General features: G+C 62.7%; 17 protein-coding genes. 12 read left to right on the forward strand and 5 right to left on the reverse strand.

All coding sequences use genetic code 11. The annotated features are described in order from the left end of the window. Positions 1–44: 44 nt before the first annotated feature. The 3 genes from NKI05_RS28850 (at position 45) to NKI05_RS28860 (ending at position 1,822) form a co-directional block, all read left to right on the forward strand. Positions 45–464 carry an HIT domain-containing protein gene (locus tag NKI05_RS28850; RefSeq protein WP_023669517.1) on the forward strand — a complete coding sequence of 140 codons (420 nt, stop codon included), beginning with the start codon at positions 45–47 and terminating at the stop codon, positions 462–464. A gap of 35 nt (positions 465–499) precedes the next feature. After that, positions 500–1,441 (forward strand): NAD(+) diphosphatase, encoded by a 942-nt coding sequence (gene nudC, locus NKI05_RS28855; RefSeq protein WP_023751922.1) that lies wholly within the window; start codon positions 500–502, stop codon positions 1,439–1,441. 75 nt (positions 1,442–1,516) lie between these two features. Then, complete coding sequence (locus tag NKI05_RS28860) at positions 1,517–1,822, forward strand: Dabb family protein (RefSeq protein WP_023669515.1); 306 nt, start codon at positions 1,517–1,519, stop codon at positions 1,820–1,822. A 7-nt stretch (positions 1,823–1,829) separates the two neighbouring features. On the opposite strand, the gene NKI05_RS28865 is transcribed toward NKI05_RS28860, so the two are convergent. Together NKI05_RS28865 and NKI05_RS28870 are read right to left on the reverse strand one after the other, a co-directional pair. Next, positions 1,830–2,693 (reverse strand): prephenate dehydratase, encoded by an 864-nt coding sequence (locus NKI05_RS28865; protein ID WP_023682034.1) that lies wholly within the window; start codon positions 2,691–2,693, stop codon positions 1,830–1,832. Between the two features lie 23 nt (positions 2,694–2,716). After that, positions 2,717–3,442, reverse strand: coding sequence for a 3-deoxy-manno-octulosonate cytidylyltransferase (locus tag NKI05_RS28870; RefSeq protein WP_023669513.1), 726 nt, complete (start codon positions 3,440–3,442; stop codon positions 2,717–2,719). A gap of 193 nt (positions 3,443–3,635) precedes the next feature. On the opposite strand from NKI05_RS28870, the gene NKI05_RS28875 reads away from it, so the two are divergent. The 7 genes from NKI05_RS28875 (at position 3,636) to NKI05_RS28905 (ending at position 13,193) form a co-directional block, all read left to right on the forward strand. Continuing rightward, positions 3,636–4,301 (forward strand): c-type cytochrome, encoded by a 666-nt coding sequence (locus NKI05_RS28875; protein WP_023669512.1) that lies wholly within the window; start codon positions 3,636–3,638, stop codon positions 4,299–4,301. Positions 4,302–4,452: 151 nt separating this feature from the next. After that, positions 4,453–6,330, forward strand: coding sequence for an extracellular solute-binding protein (locus tag NKI05_RS28880; RefSeq protein WP_023669511.1), 1,878 nt, complete (start codon positions 4,453–4,455; stop codon positions 6,328–6,330). Next, on the forward strand, positions 6,330–8,198 hold the full coding sequence (locus NKI05_RS28885) for an extracellular solute-binding protein (RefSeq protein ID WP_023806304.1): 1,869 nt from the start codon (positions 6,330–6,332) through the stop codon (positions 8,196–8,198). Before NKI05_RS28880 ends, NKI05_RS28885 begins: the two co-directional genes overlap by 1 nt. Positions 8,199–8,370: 172 nt before the next feature. Then, complete coding sequence (locus NKI05_RS28890) at positions 8,371–9,468, forward strand: microcin C ABC transporter permease YejB (protein WP_023669509.1); 1,098 nt, start codon at positions 8,371–8,373, stop codon at positions 9,466–9,468. Continuing rightward, positions 9,468–10,607 carry an ABC transporter permease gene (locus NKI05_RS28895; RefSeq protein ID WP_023669508.1) on the forward strand — a complete coding sequence of 380 codons (1,140 nt, stop codon included), beginning with the start codon at positions 9,468–9,470 and terminating at the stop codon, positions 10,605–10,607. The genes NKI05_RS28890 and NKI05_RS28895 overlap by 1 nt, the downstream gene beginning before the upstream one ends. After that, positions 10,604–12,232, forward strand: a complete 1,629-nt coding sequence (locus NKI05_RS28900; RefSeq protein WP_023669507.1) for an ABC transporter ATP-binding protein — start codon at positions 10,604–10,606, stop codon at positions 12,230–12,232. The genes NKI05_RS28895 and NKI05_RS28900 overlap by 4 nt, the downstream gene beginning before the upstream one ends. 19 nt (positions 12,233–12,251) lie before the next feature. Beyond that, on the forward strand, positions 12,252–13,193 hold the full coding sequence (locus NKI05_RS28905) for a 2-hydroxyacid dehydrogenase (protein WP_023696755.1): 942 nt from the start codon (positions 12,252–12,254) through the stop codon (positions 13,191–13,193). A 12-nt stretch (positions 13,194–13,205) separates the two neighbouring features. On the opposite strand, the gene NKI05_RS28910 is transcribed toward NKI05_RS28905, so the two are convergent. Together NKI05_RS28910 and NKI05_RS28915 are read right to left on the reverse strand one after the other, a co-directional pair. After that, positions 13,206–13,565 (reverse strand): hypothetical protein, encoded by a 360-nt coding sequence (locus tag NKI05_RS28910; protein ID WP_023669505.1) that lies wholly within the window; start codon positions 13,563–13,565, stop codon positions 13,206–13,208. 104 nt (positions 13,566–13,669) lie between these two features. After that, entirely contained in the window at positions 13,670–14,602 is a 933-nt protein-coding gene (locus tag NKI05_RS28915) for a class I SAM-dependent DNA methyltransferase (RefSeq protein ID WP_023816165.1), read from the reverse strand. Between the two features lie 105 nt (positions 14,603–14,707). Between NKI05_RS28915 and NKI05_RS28920 the strand changes: the two genes are divergently transcribed. Beyond that, positions 14,708–15,718 (forward strand): ligase-associated DNA damage response exonuclease, encoded by a 1,011-nt coding sequence (locus tag NKI05_RS28920; RefSeq protein ID WP_023816164.1) that lies wholly within the window; start codon positions 14,708–14,710, stop codon positions 15,716–15,718. A gap of 244 nt (positions 15,719–15,962) precedes the next feature. After that, a complete protein-coding gene (locus NKI05_RS28925) occupies positions 15,963–17,561 on the forward strand; it encodes a cisplatin damage response ATP-dependent DNA ligase (RefSeq protein ID WP_023816163.1) in 1,599 nt (532 codons plus the stop codon). Between the two features lie 7 nt (positions 17,562–17,568). On the opposite strand, the gene NKI05_RS28930 is transcribed toward NKI05_RS28925, so the two are convergent. Further along, complete coding sequence (locus NKI05_RS28930) at positions 17,569–18,792, reverse strand: hypothetical protein (RefSeq protein WP_023816162.1); 1,224 nt, start codon at positions 18,790–18,792, stop codon at positions 17,569–17,571. Positions 18,793–18,907: the final 115 nt, after the last annotated feature.

Raw genomic sequence — 18,907 nt, forward strand, 5'->3', positions numbered from 1 at the left:
GTGATGAGTTTGGGAATAATGCGAGAAGCGCAAGGGAAACGCCAATGCTACCGGGCCTCAAGGCCGGATTCACGCTCGACTCCAGGCTGGAGGCGGATAGCGAGCAGCTGATGTGGCTCGGCCTGTGCGAGCTCAGGGTGATGAACGATAGCCGCTGGCCATGGCTGGTCCTGGTGCCGCAGCGGCCGGGGGCCGAAGAAATCCACGACATGACGCCGCTCGACCAGGCGATGTTGACCTTCGAAACCAACATGGTGGCGCAGGCGCTGAAAAGAACCACGAGCTGCACCAAGATCAACACCGGCGCGCTCGGCAACATCGTTCGGCAATTGCATGTCCACGTCATCGCCCGCTCGGAAGGCGATCCGGGCTGGCCGGGGCCGGTGTGGGGGCACGGCATGCGCGAGCCCTATGAGCGTTCAGGCATCCGCCAGTTTGCGCAACAGATCAAGGCGGCGCTATAAGCCGCCTGTGTCCATCCCTAGACGTTCGAGCTTCCATGACCCTTCGCCTTTTTGACGCGCCCTTGCGCGAACCGAGCCAGTTCGTCGGCTTCGCCGGAAACACGATTGATCGGCAATCCGAGAACCGCGCCGACGATTCCGTCGAAAGGGCGTTGGCCGATCCCTCGGCACGTCTTCTGCCGATGCATGGCGGACGGCTGTATCTGAAATTGCACGATGGCAGCTTCGACCCTTGGTTCGATCTGGCTGAGAGCCAGAAGCTGCAGCCATCACTCGCACAAGGCGTGCTGCTTGGCTTTGCCGAGAGCGGCCCGGTACTTGCCGTGCCGGTCGGCCTCGATCCCGAACAGCTGCCGGAGACCATGAAGGCGATCGATTATCGCTCGGTCTATATGCAGGGGCTGATCGACGAGGCGGCAGCGGGCGCGCTGGCGCAAGGCGCCGCCCTGCTTGCCTGGCATGCCACCCATCGCTTCTGCAGCAAATGCGGCCATGAATCGCAAATGCGGGCCGGCGGCTACAAGCGCCATTGCCCAAATTGCGGCACCGAGCACTTTCCACGCACCGATCCGGTGGCGATTATGCTGACGGCGACGCGGGAAAAATGCCTGCTCGGCCGCGGCCGGCATTTCGGGCCCGGCATGTACTCGGCGCTTGCCGGCTTCATCGAGCCGGGCGAGACGATCGAGGCGGCGGTGCGCCGCGAAACGCTGGAGGAAGCCGGCATCCGGCTCGGCCGCGTTGTCTACCATGCCAGCCAACCCTGGCCGTTCCCCTATTCGCTGATGATCGGCTGTTTCGGCGAACCGCTCAGTGACGACATCCAGGCCGATCTCAACGAGTTGGAAGATTGCCGCTGGTTTTTTCGCGACGAGGTGCGTTCCATGCTGGAGAGGACGCACAAGGACAATCTGGTCACGCCGCCGAAAGGCGCGATCGCGCATCATCTGATCCGCGCCTGGGTCGACAGCGAATAAGACTTGTTATTTTACGCAATTCCGGACGGAAAACCGCTTCACACTTTTCCTGGAATTGCTTAACGGGAGCAAAAAATGATCCGTCACACCGTGGTTTTCACCCTGAAGCACCCGCAGTACTCGCTGGAGGAAAAGCGGTTCCTCTCCGATGCCAAGCGCATTCTCAGCGCAATCAAGGGCGTCACCCATTTCGAGCCGCTGCGGCAAGTCAGCCCGAAGAACGACTATCACTTCGGCTTCTCGATGGAGTTCGTCGATCAGGCCGCCTACACCAGATATAACGAGCATCCCGACCACGTTGCCTTCGTGCGCGACCGCTGGATCCCGGAAGTCGAAACCTTCATGGAAATCGACTATGTGCCGCTGACCCTGCTGGTTTAGGGGAACCTTAGTCCGCGACCTTCCACTGCTCGCGCGACTCGCTGGCGGGATAGACACCCAGAATGCGCACTTCGCGCGAGAAGAAGCGCAGTTCGTCCAGCGCCAGCTTGACCAGTGGATCGTCGGGATGGCCCTCGATATCGGCGTAGAACAGCGTCGCGGTGAAGGCGCCCAACTGATAGCTCTCCAGCTTCGTCATGTTGACGCCGTTGGTGGCGAAACCGCCCATTGCCTTGTAGAGCGCAGCCGGCACGTTGCGGACACGGAACATGAAGGTCGTCATCATCTTGGTGTCGGCCGAGGGCCGTTCGGCCAATCGCTTGTCCTTGGTCAGCACGACAAAGCGGGTGACATTCGAATCCGTGTCCTCGACGTTCTTCTCGATGATGTCGAGGCCGTAGAGTTCTGCGGCTAGCGCCGGGGCGAGCGAGGCCATGGTGCGGTCCTTGAGCTCCGAGACCAGCTTCGCAGAGCCCGCCGTGTCGCCGGCGATCACCGGCTTCCAACCGTTCTTGCGGATGTATTTGCGGCACTGTCCCAGCGCATGGATATGGCTGTGCACGGTCTTGATCTCTTCGCGTTTGACGCCTGGCAGCACCATCAGCTGGAAGTGGATCGGCAGAAAATACTCGCCGACGATGTGGAGTTTCGATTCCGGCAAGAGATGATGAATGTCGGCGACGCGGCCGGCGATGGTGTTTTCGATCGGGATCATGGCGAGGTCGGCCTTGTTGGTCTCGACCGCGTTGAAGGCATCCTCGAAGGTGGGGCACGGCAACGGCTCCATCGAAGGGAACATGTTGCGGCTGGCGGTGTCGGAATTGGCGCCCGGTTCGCCTTGGAAGGCTATTCTGTTGGTCTTGTCAGGCATGCCGATATCTCAGGTTGAAGGTCTCAGGAAAGAATTTGTCGGGCGCGTTCGAGGTCTTCCGGCGTGTCGACGCCCAGCGGCAGCGATTGCACGATCTCGGCATCGATGCGCATACCGGCCTCCACCGCCCGCAACTGCTCCAGCCGCTCGCGCCGTTCGAGCGGCGAAGGTTTTAGCGCGACGAAGCGTTCGAGGGCTGAGCGCCGATAGGCGTAGAGGCCGACATGGTGATAGAGCGGCCCCTCGCCCCAGGGCGCGGTGGCGCGGGTGAAATAGAGCGCCTTCAGCCGCGTCGCCGACAACGGCGAACCGACGATCTTGACGACGTTGGGGTTGGCCTTTTCCTCGTCGCGGACGATCTCGACGCCGAGCGTGGCGATGTCGACCGCAGCGTCCTCGAACGGTTTCAGCGCCGCACCGATGATCTTGGGATCGATGGTCGGCAGGTCGCCCTGCACATTGACGATGGTTTCGACCTTGCGATCGGGGTCGAGGGCGGTCAGCGCCTCGAAGATACGGTCGGAACCGGATTCGTGGTCGGTGCGCGTCATCACCGCCTCGAAACCGTGCGCGCGCACCGCTTCGGCCACGTTGCGCGTGTCGGTTGCCACCACTACCCGGCCAAGCCCAGCCTCAGCGGCGCGGCGGGCGACATGGACGATCATCGGCGCGCCGGCTATGTCGGCCAGCGGCTTGCCCGGCAGGCGCGTCGAGGCCATGCGGGCCGGGATCAGGATGAGCGTGGACATCGAGGTTGCAAGGCGTTCGAAAGAGGATGGGGAAAGTGGCAAAAGGTCTCACTGGAAGCGCCCTTATAGGTGTTGCAACGCCCAAGCAAAAGACCTAGTTTCCGCCCGATTTGACCGGCTCGACGGGGTGGGTCACGATACCGACGGACGGAGTGGACGGAGAGGTCCGCCGGAAAAGGGAGCCCTGGGGCGTATGGATTCCAACGAAGTCAACAAACTGCTCGCCGGGTTGCTTGGAACCTGTTTCGTCGTCTTCTCGGTCGGTTTGGTGTCCGACGCCCTGTTTGCCTCGCCGGCGCCGGAAAAACCCGGCTTTGCCATCGAGGCGACGGAGCCTGCCGAAGGCGGCGCCGCCGGACCCGCAGCAGAGGCGAAGCCGATCGCCGACCTTTTGGCCACCGCCAATGTCGAGCAAGGTGCGGCCGTCTTTAAGAAATGCCAGGCCTGCCATTCCGGCGAAAAAGGCGGCCCCAACAAGGTCGGCCCGGATCTCTGGGACATCGTCGACCGCCCCGTCGCCGAGCATGAGGGCTTTGCCTATTCGGCCGGCATGAAGGAGTTTTCCAAGGGCGGCGCCGAGAAGTGGACCTATGACAATCTCAACCACTTCATCACCTCGCCGAAGAAATTCGTGAAGGGCACGGCGATGGGCTTTGCCGGCCTGCCGAAGGACGAGGACCGCGCCAACGTCATTGCCTATCTGCGCACGCTGTCGGATAGCCCGAAGCCGCTGCCGACGCCAGGTGCCGCCGCCGATGCAACGGCGCCGGCCAAGCCGGCCGAGGGTGCCGCTCCGGCCAAGCCGGCTGAAGGTGCAGCTCCAGCCCCTGCGACGCCGGCACCGGCGCCCGCCAAATAACCGAATTGTCATCTCCATGACCTCAAAAAAGCCGGGTTCAGCCCGGCTTTTTGTTAGGAAAATCGCATATGCGGCGACAAAGCCGCCGCATGGCGGTTTTCACCGGCGTCAAATCATTTAGGATTGCCGGGCATCGCGACGAGGAGAACGCATGACGGTTGGCCGAACGCTTCTGAGGTCCTTTCTGGTTGTGGGCGCCCTCGCAGGCGGCCTGCAGGCATCCTTCCCCCAGGAATGGCACACCACCTCTTCGCTGATCGGCCCCTCCAAATATGGCGAGAACTTCCAGCGCTACGATTATGTGAATCCGGATGCACCGAAGGGCGGTACCTACAATTCGGTCGTTTCCGGCACGTTCGACAGCTTCAATCCCTATATCGTTCAGGGATCGCCGGCGGCCGGCCTGCAGCCATTTGGCGGCGGCCTGCTCTACGACACGCTGATGGACCAGGCGACTGACGAAGGTAGCGTCAGCCACCCGCTCGTCGCCGATGCCTACAAGTACCCGACCGACTATTCCTCGGCCACCTACCGGCTCGACCCGCGGGCGAAATGGCATGACGGACAGCCGATCACAGTCGACGACGTGATCTGGTCGTTCCAGGTGCTGAAGGCCAACAGCCCGATGTACAGCCGCTATTTCGAAAACGTCACCGACGCCGTCGCTGTCTCGGACCGTGAGGTCGAGTTCCACTTCGACCAGAAGGGCAATCGCGAACTGCCCAAGATCCTCGGCGACCTTGTCGTGCTGCCCAAGCATTGGTGGGAAGGCACCGACGCCAATGGCAAGAAGCGCGACATCACCAAGGGGACGCTGGAGCCGCCGCTGGGCTCGGCTGCATACAAGATCGCCAGCTTCAAGGCGGGGTCGGAAATCGTCTGGCAGCGCGTCCCCGACTATTGGGGCGCCAAGCTGGCTGTGAAGATCGGTCGGGAGAATTTCGACACGCAGCACTTCACCTACATTCTTGACGACAACGCCTCCTGGGAGGCGTTCAAGAAAGGTGGCCTCGACGATATCAAGCCGGAAAACAGCTCGAAGCGCTGGGCGACATTTTATGATTTCGCGGCGATCAAGGCCGGCGATGTGATCAAGCAGGAGTTCAAGACCACCTCGCCCGAGCCGATGCAGGCTTTCATGCTCAACCAGAGACACAAGCTCTTTGCCGATCGTCTGGTCAGGGCCGCGCTCACCTATCCCTTCGATTTTGAATCGATGAACCGCACGCTGTTCTTCGGTTTCAACACCCGCACCCACAGTTATTTCCAGGGCACGGAACTGGCCTCGAGCGGCCTGCCGCAAGGCAAGGAGCTGGAGATCCTGGAGAAGTACCGCGACAAGCTGCCGCCGGAAGTATTCACGCAGGAATTCAAGCTGCCGGTCTACGATTCGCCGCAGGCGGAGCGCAAATATCTGAAGCAGGCGGTCGACCTGTTCGCCCAGGCCGGCTGGGTGATCAAGGGCGGCAAGATGGTCAACGCCAAGACCGGCGAGCCATTCAAGTTTGAAATCCTAGGCTCGAATGAAACCGACCAGGTCATTTCCAGCCCCTGGATCGCCAATCTGCGCAAGATCGGCGTCGATGCGACACTGCGCATCGTCGACCCGAGCCAGTACACCAACCGCGTCAGAAATTTCGATTACGACGTCATCACAGGACAGCTCCAACAGTCGGAATCGCCCGGCAACGAGCAGCGCGATTTTTGGAGCTCCAAGTCCGCCGACACACCGGCATCGCGCAATTATTCCGGCATCAAGAACCCGGTCGTTGACGCCCTTGTCGACCGCATCATTTTTGCCACGGATCGCGATGACCTCGTCGCCACCACCCATGCGCTCGATCGCGTGCTGCTGTGGAATTACTATGTGGTGCCGCAATACTATCGCGCCGTTGTGTGGCTGGCTTACTGGAACAAGTTCGGCATCCCGGAAAAGCAGCCCGGCTACCGTGGCGCCGATATCGATTCCTGGTGGATCGATGCGGACAAGGAAAAGGCCCTGGCCGCCAAGTACAAGGGCAGCAATTGATGGCGGGGCTCCCTCGCCGCGATTTCCTGGCCCTCAGTGGCGCCGCGGCCGTTGCTGCGCTGCTGCCGGGCAAGGCTTTCGCCGCCAGCCCAACCGGCGTGAAACTGCATGGACTGTCGGCTTTCGGCGACCTCAAATACAAGCCGGACTTCACTCATTTCGACTATGTCAATGTCGATGCGCCGCAAGGTGGCGTCTTCAACTTCCTGCCGCGCAACTGGCTTGCCAACCAGACGCCGCTGACCTTCAACACGCTGAATTCGTTCGTCCCCAAAGGAGATTCGCCCCAGCGCACGGAGATGTGCTTCGATTCACTGATGGTGAGAGCGTACGACGAACCTGACGCCGTTTACGGGCTGATCGCTGACGGCGTGACGATTTCCGACGACCGCAACGACTTCACCTTCTCGCTGCGCCCGCAGGCCCGCTTCCATGACAGCACGCCATTGACGGCCGAGGATGGCGCCTTCACCTTCAAGCTGCTCAAGGACAAGGGGCACCCGTACTATTCCCTGCCGCTAACGCATCTGGATGACGCGATTGCCGTGGATGCCCACACGCTGCAGCTTAGGTTTTCCGGCAAGCAGACAAGCCGCACCATCCTCAACGTCGTCGAGTTCCCGGTCCTGTCGAAGGCGTTCTACACGGCCAACCCGTTCGATTCCTCGCAGATGAACCCGCCGTTGGGGTCAGCCGCCTACAAGGTCGGTCGCTGGTCGGCCGGGGCCTGGATCGAATATGAGCGTGTGGCTGATTATTGGGGCAACGACCTGCCGGTCAATCGCGGCCAGAACAATTTTCAGCGGATCCGCGTTGAGTTCTATCAGGACCGTAGCGTTGCCTTCGAAGCGTTCAAGAAGGGAGAAATCCTCTACAGGGAGGAATTCACCTCGCGCGTCTGGGCGACCGGCTACGACTTCCCAGCCTTCACTGCCGGCAAGGTAGTGAAGCACGAATTCCCGGCCGAAACGGTGCCTTCGATGCAGGGCACCGCCGTCAACCAGCGGCGCGAGCAGTTTCGCGACTCGCGCGTGCGGCAGGCGATCGGGCTCTGCTTCGACTTCGAATGGACGCGGCGCAATTTCTTCTACGGTTCCTATGAGCGCTCGCAATCCTGCTTCGAGAAATCCGAATTTCGCGCCGAGGGCAGACCGTCGCCACAAGAATTGGCTCTTCTTGAGCCGCTGCGTGAGCAGATTCCCGCCGAGGCTTTTGGCGAAGCCGTGATCCAGGACGCGTCGAACGGCTCCGGCCGCGACCGGCAGTTGCTTGGCAAGGCGGCCAAGCTTCTGGCCGAGGCCGGCTGGAAACGGTCCGGCAATTTCGTCGTGAACGACAAGGGTGGTCGGTTGTCCGCAGAGTTTCTTGTCGACGACGAAGTCTTCGAACAGGTCTACTCGCCCTGGGTCGAAAACATGAAGGCGGTCGGCATCGATGCCTCGATCCGGCTGGTGGATGCCGCGCAATATCAGCTGCGGCAGAATTCGTTCGACTACGACCTCGTCTCGGTCGCGGCCTCGTTTCCGGCGACGCCAACCCGTGACGACCTCGAAACCATTTTCCATTCGCGAGCAGCTACCGTATCGGGCTCTCGCAATCTGCCGGGAACGTCGAGCCCGGCCATCGACGCCCTGGTTGACGCCGCAGGTGCCGCCGAGGGTCGCGAAAGCCTGACAATTGCCATGCGCGCGCTCGACCGGGTCTTGCGTGCACGGAGGGATTGGATTCCAAGTTGGTTCCTGGCGAATCATCGAAGCGCCTATTGGGACATGTTCGGTTTTCCCGAGCGGAAACCCGATTTCGACTTCCCGGTCGAAGCGCTGTGGTGGGTCGACAAGGGCAAGGCGGCAAAAATTGGCAAAGGGTAGGCTGTTGCGCGGCACTTTACCCTCCCCCTCGTGGGGAGGGTCGGTGAGCACTTCGTGCGCAGCGCGAATGGCGAACCGGGGTGGGTGTGACGGCGTACGCCGGATCGAGACTACCCCCACCCCGCTCCGCTTCGCGGATCGACCCTCCCCACAAGGGGGAGGGTGAAAGCTGATGGGCGCCTACATACTGCGCCGTATCCTGCTGATGATACCGACCCTGTTCGGCATCATGGCTGTTGCTTTCGTCGTCACTCAATTCGCACCGGGTGGACCGGTCGAGCAGGTCATCGCCAGCCTGACCAACCAGGGCGGCAGCGACCGCCTCGGCAGCGGCGGCGGCGATGCAGGAGGCGGCGGCAATTTCGATGTGGCCGGCGATGTCGGTTCGAAGTACCGCGGCGCGCAAGGGCTCGATCCTGAATTCATCAAGAAGCTGGAAAAGCAATTCGGCTTCGACAAACCACCGCTCGAACGCTTCGGCATGATGCTATGGAACTATGCCCGCTTCGATTTCGGCGACAGCTATTTCCGTGACATCTCGGTTCTCGATCTGATCCTGGAGAAGATGCCGGTGTCGATCTCGCTTGGGCTGTGGATCACGCTGTTGTCCTATCTGATCTCGATCCCCCTTGGCATCCGCAAAGCGGTCAAGGACGGCTCCGCCTTCGACGTCTGGACCAGCGGCGTGATCATCGTCGGCTATGCCATACCGGCCTTCCTGTTCGGCATATTGCTGATGGTGCTGTTCGCGGGCGGTTCCTTCTGGGACTGGTTCCCACTGCGCGGCATCGTCTCCGACAATTGGGACCAATTGTCGTGGCCCGACAAGATCGTCGATTATTTCTGGCACATGACCTTGCCGCTGACGGCGCTGGTGCTGTCGGCCTTCGCGACGACGACGCTGCTGACCAAGAACTCCTTCCTGGAAGAGATACGCAAACAGTATGTGGTGACGGCCCGTGCCAAGGGCCTGTCGGAGCGGCGGGTGCTTTACGGACATGTGTTCCGCAACGCAATGCTGATCGTCATTGCCGGCTTTCCAGCGGCCTTCATCTCGGCCTTTTTCACCGGCTCGCTTTTGATCGAGAACATCTTTTCCCTCGACGGTCTCGGGCTGCTCGGTTTCAGGTCCGTGTTGGCGCGCGACTATCCGGTCGTGTTCGCCAACCTCTATATATTTTCGCTGCTTGGCCTGTTCGTGACGCTGTTGTCCGACCTGATCTACACATGGGTCGATCCGCGCATCGATTTCGAGCGGAGAGACGTCTGATGACGCAGGCTGCAGCCGAGATCACACCGATAAGGATCGCCCGCCCCTGGCTGTCGCCGCTCAACAAGCGGCGCTGGCAGAACTTCAAGGCCAACAGGCGCGGCTACTGGTCGTTGTGGATATTCCTCGCTCTGTTCGTGCTGTCGCTGTTTGCCGAACTGATCGCCAACGACAGACCGATCGTCGCCTACTACAAAGGCGAGATCCTGTTCCCGGTGGCGGTCGCCTACCCCGAGGAAAAATTCGGCGGCTTCTACGCCGTCACCGACTATCGCGACCCGGTCATCCGCGACGAGATCAACGCCAATGGCTGGATGATCTGGCCGCCAATCCGCTATTCCTACCGCACCGTCAACAATGCGATCCCCGACGCCGCTCCCGCAAAACCGTCATGGGAGTATGACGCGCAGAGGCGATGCAGCCAATATCCGCAAGGCGCTGCCGATCCTGACTGCATTGTCGGCAACTGGAACTGGCTGGGTACCGACGACCAGGCGCGCGACGTGCTGGCGCGCATCATCTACGGGTTTAGGATTTCCGTGCTGTTCGGGTTGATCCTGACTGCGGGTTCGTCGGTTATCGGCGTCGCCGCCGGCGCGCTGCAAGGGTATTTCGGCGGCTGGACCGACCTTCTCTTTCAACGCTTCATAGAAATCTGGTCGGCGATACCGCTGCTGTATCTGCTGCTGATCGTCGCCGCCATCCTGCCGCCGGGCTTCTTCATCTTGCTTGGGCTGATGCTGCTGTTCTCCTGGACGTCGCTTGTCAGCGTGGTGCGCGCCGAATTCCTGCGTGCACGCAACTTCGAATATGTCAACGCGGCCCGCGCGCTTGGTGTGTCCAACCGCACCATCATGCTGCGCCATCTTCTGCCTAATGCCATGGTGGCGACGCTGACCTTCATGCCTTTCCTGGTCAGCGCCTCGATCTCGACACTGACCTCGCTCGACTATCTCGGCTTCGGCCTGCCGCCCGGCACCGCGTCGCTCGGCGAACTGCTAAAACAGGCGCAGAGTAACCTCAATGCCCCCTGGCTCGGTATATCGGGCTTCATCGTCATCTCGCTGATGCTGTCGCTGTTGGTGTTCATCGGTGAAGCAACGCGCGATGCTTTCGACCCGCGCAAGGCGTTCCGATGAGCGAACTCCTGCTCTCCGTCCGCGATCTCAGCGTTGCCTTCACCCAAGGCGGCAACGAGTCGACCGCCGTCGACCACATCTCCTTCGATCTCGCCAAGGGCGAGACGGTGGCGCTTGTGGGCGAATCCGGTTCCGGCAAATCGGTCTCGGCGCTGTCGGTGCTGAAGCTTCTGCCCTACCCGACGGCCAGCCATCCCTCGGGCAAGATCCTGTTCCAGGGCGCCGACCTTTTGGCGATGAACGAAAAGCAGTTGCGCAGCGTGCGCGGCAACAAGATCACCATGATCTTCCAGGAGCCGATGACCTCGCTCAATCCGCTGCACACGATCGAGCAGCAGATCGTCGAGATCCTGGCGCTGCATCAGGGCATGGGCGACCGCCAGGCCAAGGCGCGCACGCTGGCGCTGCTCAACGAGGTCGGCATTCGCGAACCGGAAAAGCGGCTCGACGCCTATCCGCACCAATTGTCCGGCGGCCAGCGGCAGCGCGTCATGATCGCCATGGCGCTGGCCAACGAACCGGAACTGCTGATCGCCGACGAACCGACGACGGCGCTCGACGTCACCGTGCAGGCGCAGATCCTCGAATTGCTGGCGGAGTTGAAGAGCCGTAAGGGCATGTCGATGCTGTTCATCACCCATGATCTCGGCATCGTCCGCAAGATCGCCGACCGCGTCTGCGTGATGACCAAGGGCAAGATCGTCGAGACCGGACCGACGAAGGACATCTTCGCCAACCCGCAGCACGCTTATACCAAGCACCTGCTCGCCGCCGAGCCGAAAGGCAAGCCGCCGGCCGCCAACGACGCCGCCAAGCCGGTTATGACCGGCAAGGACATCAAGGTTTGGTTCCCGATCAAGAAGGGTTTCTTTCGCACCACCGTCGACAATGTGAAGGCGGTGGACGGCATCGACGTCACCGTGCGCGCCGGCCAGACCCTCGGCGTCGTCGGCGAATCCGGCTCCGGCAAAACGACGCTCGGCCTGGCGCTGGCGCGGATGATCTCATCGACCGGCACCATCCAGTTCAATGGCAGCGACATCAACCAGCTTTCCTTCAACGCCATGCGGCCGCTGCGCCGCGAGTTGCAGATCGTTTTCCAGGACCCGTTCGGCTCGCTCAGCCCGCGCATGTCGGTCTCGGAGATCATCGAGGAAGGCTTGAAGATCCACGAGCCGAAGCTGTCGCCCGACCAACGCGACGACAAGGTCGTCGCCGTGCTGAAGGAGGTCGGGCTCGATCCGGCGACCAGGAACCGCTATCCGCATGAATTCTCCGGCGGCCAGCGCCAGCGCGTCGCCATTGCGCGCGCCATGGTGCTCAATCCACGCTTCGTCATGCTGGACGAACCGACCTCGGCGCTCGACATGAGCGTGCAGGCGCAAGTGGTCGACCTCTTACGCAATCTGCAGGCCAAGCACGACCTTGCCTATCTGTTCATCAGCCACGATCTGAAAGTCATTCGCGCCCTTGCCAATGACGTCATCGTCATGCGCAATGGCAAGATCGTCGAAGCCGGCCCTTCCGAACAGATTTTCGAGCGGCCGCAGACCGACTATACGAAGGCGCTGATCTCGGCCGCGTTCAAGATCGAGACGGCGCCGGTCGGTATCGTCAGCGAATAACAGGGAATACAATCCGCAAATGGAAAAAGGCAAAATCCTGCTTGCCGTCACCGGCTTTCATCCGCAGCGCTGGCGCGAGCTGCTGTCGGCCGAGCGCGAAGTGGTGCTGGAGCCGGACGGCGCTTCGGATCCGTCGATCACCTATGCGGTGGTGTGGAAGCAGAAGCCGAACCTACTGAAATCGCTGCCCAATCTGCGCGCAATCTTCTCGATCGGCGCCGGCGTCGACCACATCTTCGCCGATCCCGGCCTGCCCGATGTGCCGATCGTCAAAGTGGTCGCCGAGAACCTGACGCAGTACATGACCGAATATGTCGTCTGGCGCGTGCTCGACCATCACCGCCAGGGCATGCTCTATCGTGCGCAGCAGCCGAAGAAGACCTGGCACGAACCGCCGCAGCGGCCGGCCGGTGACATCTCGGTCGGCATTATGGGGCTCGGCAATCTCGGCCGCGCGGCGGCATCGGTGCTGTTGTCGCTCGGCTTTGCCGTCAATGGCTGGTCGCGCAGCGACAAGGCCATGAAAGGCGTTGCGACCTATGCCGGAGAGGCCGGGCTGATCCCCTTCCTCAACGCCACCGACATACTGGTGGTGCTGTTGCCGCTGACGCCGGACACGCACGGCATCATCAATTACGGCGTGCTGAAGGAATTGCGCAAGCGAAACGGCCTCGGCGGCTCGGTGCTGATCAATGCCGGGCGCGGCCGGCTGCAGAAGGACGCCGACATCTTGCGAGCGCTGGACGACGGCACGCTGAAGGAGGCGAGCCTCGACGTGTTCGAGGTCGAGCCGCTGCCGAAGACCAGTCCGCTTTGGAGTCACCCGAAAGTGTTCGTGACGCCGCACGCAGCGGCGACCTCCGACCCTGTCCACCTGGCGCCGAGCATGTTGCGGCAGATGGATGCCTTCGAGCGCGGCGAAAAGCTTGATAACGTGGTCGACCGCAAGGCGGGGTACTGAGGAAGTTCAGGTTCAGCTCGGCAGGGTGAACTTCTTCTGTTTGTTGGGCTTGCCGCAGTCGCGGCGGACGATCGAGCGGTTCATGGCGTCGATCTTGCCACTTGCCAGATCAGTATCGCGCTTGCTTTTGGAGCGCATATCCGGCGTGAACGGGCCGAAGCCCATCGCCGGATTGGAGAAGCTCGGCTTGGCGTCCGTCGACAGATGGTATTGCTGCGCCAGTTCGTTGCGTTGCGCCAGCAACTGGTCGCAAGGCACGTTGTCATATTGCAGCGACGATTGCACGTCCTGGTCCTGCCGCTCCGACATCGAACTGCCCATGCAGCCGGTCATTGCCAGGCAAGACACCAAGACCATCATGTTCCAGCGCATGTGTTCCTCCTCAATGCCTGCCGAGGGCTTTTCCCGGCTTGTATCCTACCTGATGCCGCGCCAGCCGCAAAAATCCTATTCACGTTTTCGAACAAGACGAGACATCAACCCTTGGACGAGGGCACCGCCAGCGCGGCAAGCCCGTCGACCGGCTGGCGGCGATCCCAGCGGATGACGGTCGGCTGCATCGACAGCACCGACAGGCCGTTTGCGGCAAGCACCCGCTCGACATAGGCTTGAGAATGGGCGTAGCGACGAGACGGCTGCAGCGCGAAACCGGCGTCGCCGCCCGCCCCGCCCTTGGCTGGCTTTTCGACGGAAAAGGCAAACAGGCCATTGGTGGCCAGAATGCCCGCGACGGTCTTCATCACGCGATCGAGCGCGCCGACATAGATGAACACGTCGGCCGCCACCACCAGATCGGCTTTCGGTCCGGCATAGGCGAAATCCTGCAGGTCGGCCTTGGCGAGCAGGTCGTAGACGCCTTTGGCGCGGGCCTTTTTCAGCATGGCGGCGGAGATGTCGTAGCCCTCCAGCCGTTCGGCGACCGGCCGCAGTTTCTCGCCCATCAGACCGGTGCCGCAACCAAGGTCGAGCGCCAGCGAAAAGCGGCCCGCCCTTGCCGCTCGAATGGCGCGATCGAGAAACTCCGGCAGCCGGTAGCCGAGCTTGCCGACCAGCGAATCTTCGAAAGTTTCGGCATAGTGGTCGAACAGCGTTTCGACGAAGGCGCTGGGTGGCGCCGCGGCAGCCGGCGCCTTGCCGATCAGTTGCAGCTTCAGCGCAGCGCCAAGGCGATCCGCCGGGTCCAGTTTCAGCGCCGTCGCCCAGGCCTGCGTCGCCAGGTCGAGCAGCCCCGTTGCCTCCTGCATCTCGCCCAGGCGGAACCAGCCCGCCGCCCATTGCGGCGCCAGTTCCAGCGCGCCGAGCAGCAGCTCCGCCGCTGCCGCGTGCTCGCCCGAGCCGAAAAGCATCTCGGCATAGTCGGCGCGACGGTCGGCGGTCAGGTCGCCGGACGAGATTTTCAGCGGTTGCATGGCGATGGCCCCGCCGGCTGATGCGGCCGGTGGCTGGCTGTAGGCCGAGTCAGCAGTCTCTTGCAACAGGCTTCCCGCGCTGGAATTAGCCACTATCTTGAGTGGATGCGCGCCAGCGAACTGCTTCATCCCCGGCCTGAAGGCCTTTATTGCCCATCCGGCGATTTCTTCATCGACCCGGTGCGGCCAGTCGACCGGGCGTTGATCACGCATGGCCATTCCGACCATGCCCGCTCCGGCCATCGTTCGGTGCTGGCGACGCAGCAGACGCTCGACATTATGGGGTTGCGTTATGGCGAGGATTTTGCCGGGACAACGCAAGCGGCCGTGCTTGGCGAAGCTATGGCGCTGAACGATGTCAGCGTCACCTTCCATCCGGCCGGCCATGTGCTGGGCTCGGCGCAGATCGCGGTCGAGCACAAGGGCAGGCGCATCGTCGCCTCCGGCGACTACAAGCGCCAGAAGGACGCGACCTGCGCACCGTTCGAACCGGTCCAATGCGATGTGTTCATCACCGAGGCGACCTTCGGCCTGCCGGTGTTTCACCATCCGCCCGACACGGAGGAGATCGCCCGGCTGCTCAAATCGGCGGCGCAGTTTCCCGAGCGATCGCATCTGGTCGGCGCCTATGCGCTGGGCAAGGCACAGCGGGTGATGCGGCTGCTGCGCGATGCCGGTTATGACAGACCGATCTATATCCACGGCGCGCTGGCCAAGCTCAGCGAATATTACCAGAGCCAGGGCATCGACCTCGGCACGCTGGAGCCGGCAACCGTCGACAGCGGCGGCAAGCAGGATTTCACCGGGGCCATCGTTGTCGGCCCTCCATCGGCCTTCGCCGACCGCTGGGCGCGGCGCTTTCCCGACCCGATCTCATGCTTCGCCTCGGGCTGGATGCGCATCCGCCAGCGCGCCAAGCAAGGCGGCGTCGAACTGCCGCTGATCATTTCCGACCATGCCGACTGGGATGAACTGACCGCTACCGTCAAGGAGACGGGCGCCGGCGAAATCTGGGTGACGCACGGCCGCGAGGAAGCGCTGGTGCGCTGGTGCGAGCTGGAAGGCATCGCCGCCAGGCCACTGCACCTTGTGGGCTATGAGGACGAGGGCGATTGATGGTGATTTTTGATCCAGAAATCGCCGGCGCGGCGATCCTTCCCACCCCCCTCTGGCCTGCCGGCCATCTCCCCCGCAAGGGGGGAGATCAGATGTCACCTCCGCTTTCGCCAATCGCCAACCTCGCAAGATGGGCGGCAAGATCAAGGCTGCCAATCTCCCCCCTTGCGGGGGAGATGTCCAGCAGGACAGAGGGGGGTGTGCCAGAGCGCAAACCTCTGCCGTCAACGCGGTCCTTGCATCCATGAACCGCTTTGCCGAACTCCTCGACCGCTTGGTGCTGACGCCGTCGCGCAATGGCAAGCTGACGCTGCTCGTCGACTATTTCCGCAGCGTCGAGGACCCCGACCGCGGGCTGGCGCTGGCGGCGATCACCGGCGACCTCAACATTGCGGCGGTCAAGCCGGCGATGCTGCGCACGCTGGTCACCGAGCGCATGGATCCGGTGCTGTTCGGCTATTCCTACGACTATGTCGGCGACCTCGCTGAAACCGTGTCGCTGGTCTGGCCGCAAACGCCGGGACATATCCCCAACCGGGAGCCGACGCTTGGCGACGTCGTGACAAAGCTGCAGGCGGCGAGCCGCTCGGACGGACCCAAGGTGCTGGCCGGGCTGCTCGACAGCGCCGGCATTTCGGCGCGCTTTGCCATCATCAAGCTGGTCACCGGCGGCTTGCGCATCGGCGTTTCGGCGCGGCTGGCCAAACAGGCGCTGGCCGATTTCGGCAAGGTCGATGTCGCCGAGATCGAGGAGCTGTGGCACGGGCTGACGCCGCCCTATATCTCGCTGTTCGCGTGGCTGGAAGGCAAGGCCGAGAAGCCGAAGCGGACCGCACTTGCCCTGTTCAGTCCGGTGATGCTGTCGAACCCAGTCGGCGACGGCGACCTCGAAAAGCTCGATCCGGCCGCCTATGCCGCGGAATGGAAATGGGACGGCATCCGCGTTCAGGCGGTGTGCGAGCGCGGCGTGCGCCGGCTCTATTCGCGCACCGGCGACGATGTGTCCGGCGCATTCCCCGATCTCGCCCAGGCGATGAATTTTTCCGCCGCGCTCGACGGCGAATTGCTGGTCGGCGAGCCCGCGGCGACCGGCACGTTTTCGGACCTGCAACAGCGGCTCAATCGCAAGAGCGTGGCCCCGAAGATACAGCAGCAATACCCGGCCTTCATGCGCTGCTACGATGCGCTGCAGATCAACGGCGAAGATTTGCGCGCGCTACCTTTCCGCGAGCGGCGGGCCCGTCTTGAGGCCTTCATCACAACGCTGGACCCGCACCGTTTCGATCTGTCGCCATTCGTCGAATTCCGGGATTGGCAAACGCTGGAGGAACTGCGCCGCGCGCCGCCGCACCCGATTATCGAAGGCGTGATGCTGAAGCGCTGGGATTCGCCCTATCTCGCGGGACGGCCGAAAGGGCCGTGGTTCAAGTGGAAGCGCGATCCGCACACGGTCGATGCTGTGCTGATGTATGCGCAGCGCGGCCATGGCAAGCGGTCGAGCTTTTATTCCGACTATACGTTCGGCGTCTGGTCGGGGCCGGAAGGCGCGGAGGAATTGGTGCCGGTCGGCAAGGCCTATTTCGGCTTCACCGACGAGGAGTTGAAGCAGATCGACAAATTTGTCCGCGACAATACGGTCGAGCGTTTCGGCCCGGTGCGCTCGGTGCGCGCCGACCGCAGCCAAGGCCTGGTGCTGGAGGTGGCGTTCGAAGGTCTCAACCGTTCGACCCGCCACAAATCCGGCGTTGCGATGCGATTTCCCCGCATCTCACGGCTGCGCTGGGACAAGCCGACCGCCGAAGCCGACCGCATCGAGACGCTGCAGGCGCTGCTTGATCGCTAGGCGGCGCTTACGGTTCGATCGAAACGCGGATCTCGTAGATGTCGACCGCCTTGCCCTGCTTGTCGAAGTCGGAGTTGATGGCGATGCTGCCGGCCGCGCCCGGGGGCTTGTCGGGGAATTTCACGTCGAACAGATATTCGTTACGCTGCTGGCCGACCGCATAGCGCTTGCGGCCGCAGTCGCCGAGATCGCCGAAATTGCAGTCGACGGAGATCTGCGTGTCCTTGCCGTCCTCGGCGCGGGCGACGATGTCGAACACGGCATGTTTGCCGGCAAGCTTCTCCAGCACGCCCTGCCCGACATCGAAGCTGATGGCCGAGCCGGAAGCACCGGAGCGGATGCGCAGGAAGGAGCCGGTGTCGTCCTGCACGACATCGGCCTTGGCGTCGGACGGGGTCGCCACATGCGTTGGATCGGTGGGTGTAAACACGTTGATCCAGTCGCGCGTCTGTTCGGCGACACCAGGCTGCTGCGGCTCAGTTGTATCGGCAGGCGGCGTGAAGTCGTCATCGTCGACGGTCGGCGGCGCTTCGGGCGGCGCCGTGTCGAGCTGCGCCGGCGTCTTGAAGACCCCGGTCTGCACGGCGAAATAGAGGCCGATGCCGGCGGCGGCGAGCAACGTCACGCCAAAGAAGATCGCCGTCAGCGGCAGGCGGCGGCCCCTTATCCGCCTTTCATCACGGTCAGGCGCCACTTCCGCCGCGGCCTCGGCCGGCGCGGAATCGGCCATATCGATCGCCGGGGCGCCGGGCAGCGTGGCGTCAGGCATGATGTCGGGGACGACCGGCAGCACGCGCGAACGCGGCGCGTCGGATGCCTCGGGCTGAACCGGTTCATCAACGACGATCGCCGGCGACGGTCCGGCCGCGACACCTGTCGGGGCATCGACCGCGGGCGCTTCGGCGGCGCCCTGTACGGCGTCTTGCGGCTGCGCAACGCGTTGCGTCAGCGCGGTATCTTGTGTCTGCGCAGCGCTCTGCGTCTGCGCAGCGCTCTGCGTCTGCGCGGCGACATCGGGGACCGCGGGCAGGAATTCGGATTCGATCTCGGCGATCTTTTCCTGCACCGCCTTGCGGCGCTTGATGGCGGCTTCCACCGTCACGCCGGGATTGGCCTGGAGCACGCGGTCGAGCGCCGCGAAAGCCGACCGATAGACCCGCTCGCGAAATGCCCGGTCCTCGGCGTTGCCTTTCTCGAAGGCGTTGCGGATCGCTTTTTCGATCGCGTCCAAGCGAATTCCCCTGTCCGTTCGCTTACATTGCCATGATCGTTAGCCGCAGGCGACCAATCAATCAACGGGCGAGCGCCCGCATTCTGCCTTACAGGCCTGTTCAACGCTCATTTCG

Source organism: Mesorhizobium sp. M0771 (genome assembly GCF_040320155.1).
GTDB lineage: Bacteria > Pseudomonadota > Alphaproteobacteria > Rhizobiales > Rhizobiaceae > Mesorhizobium.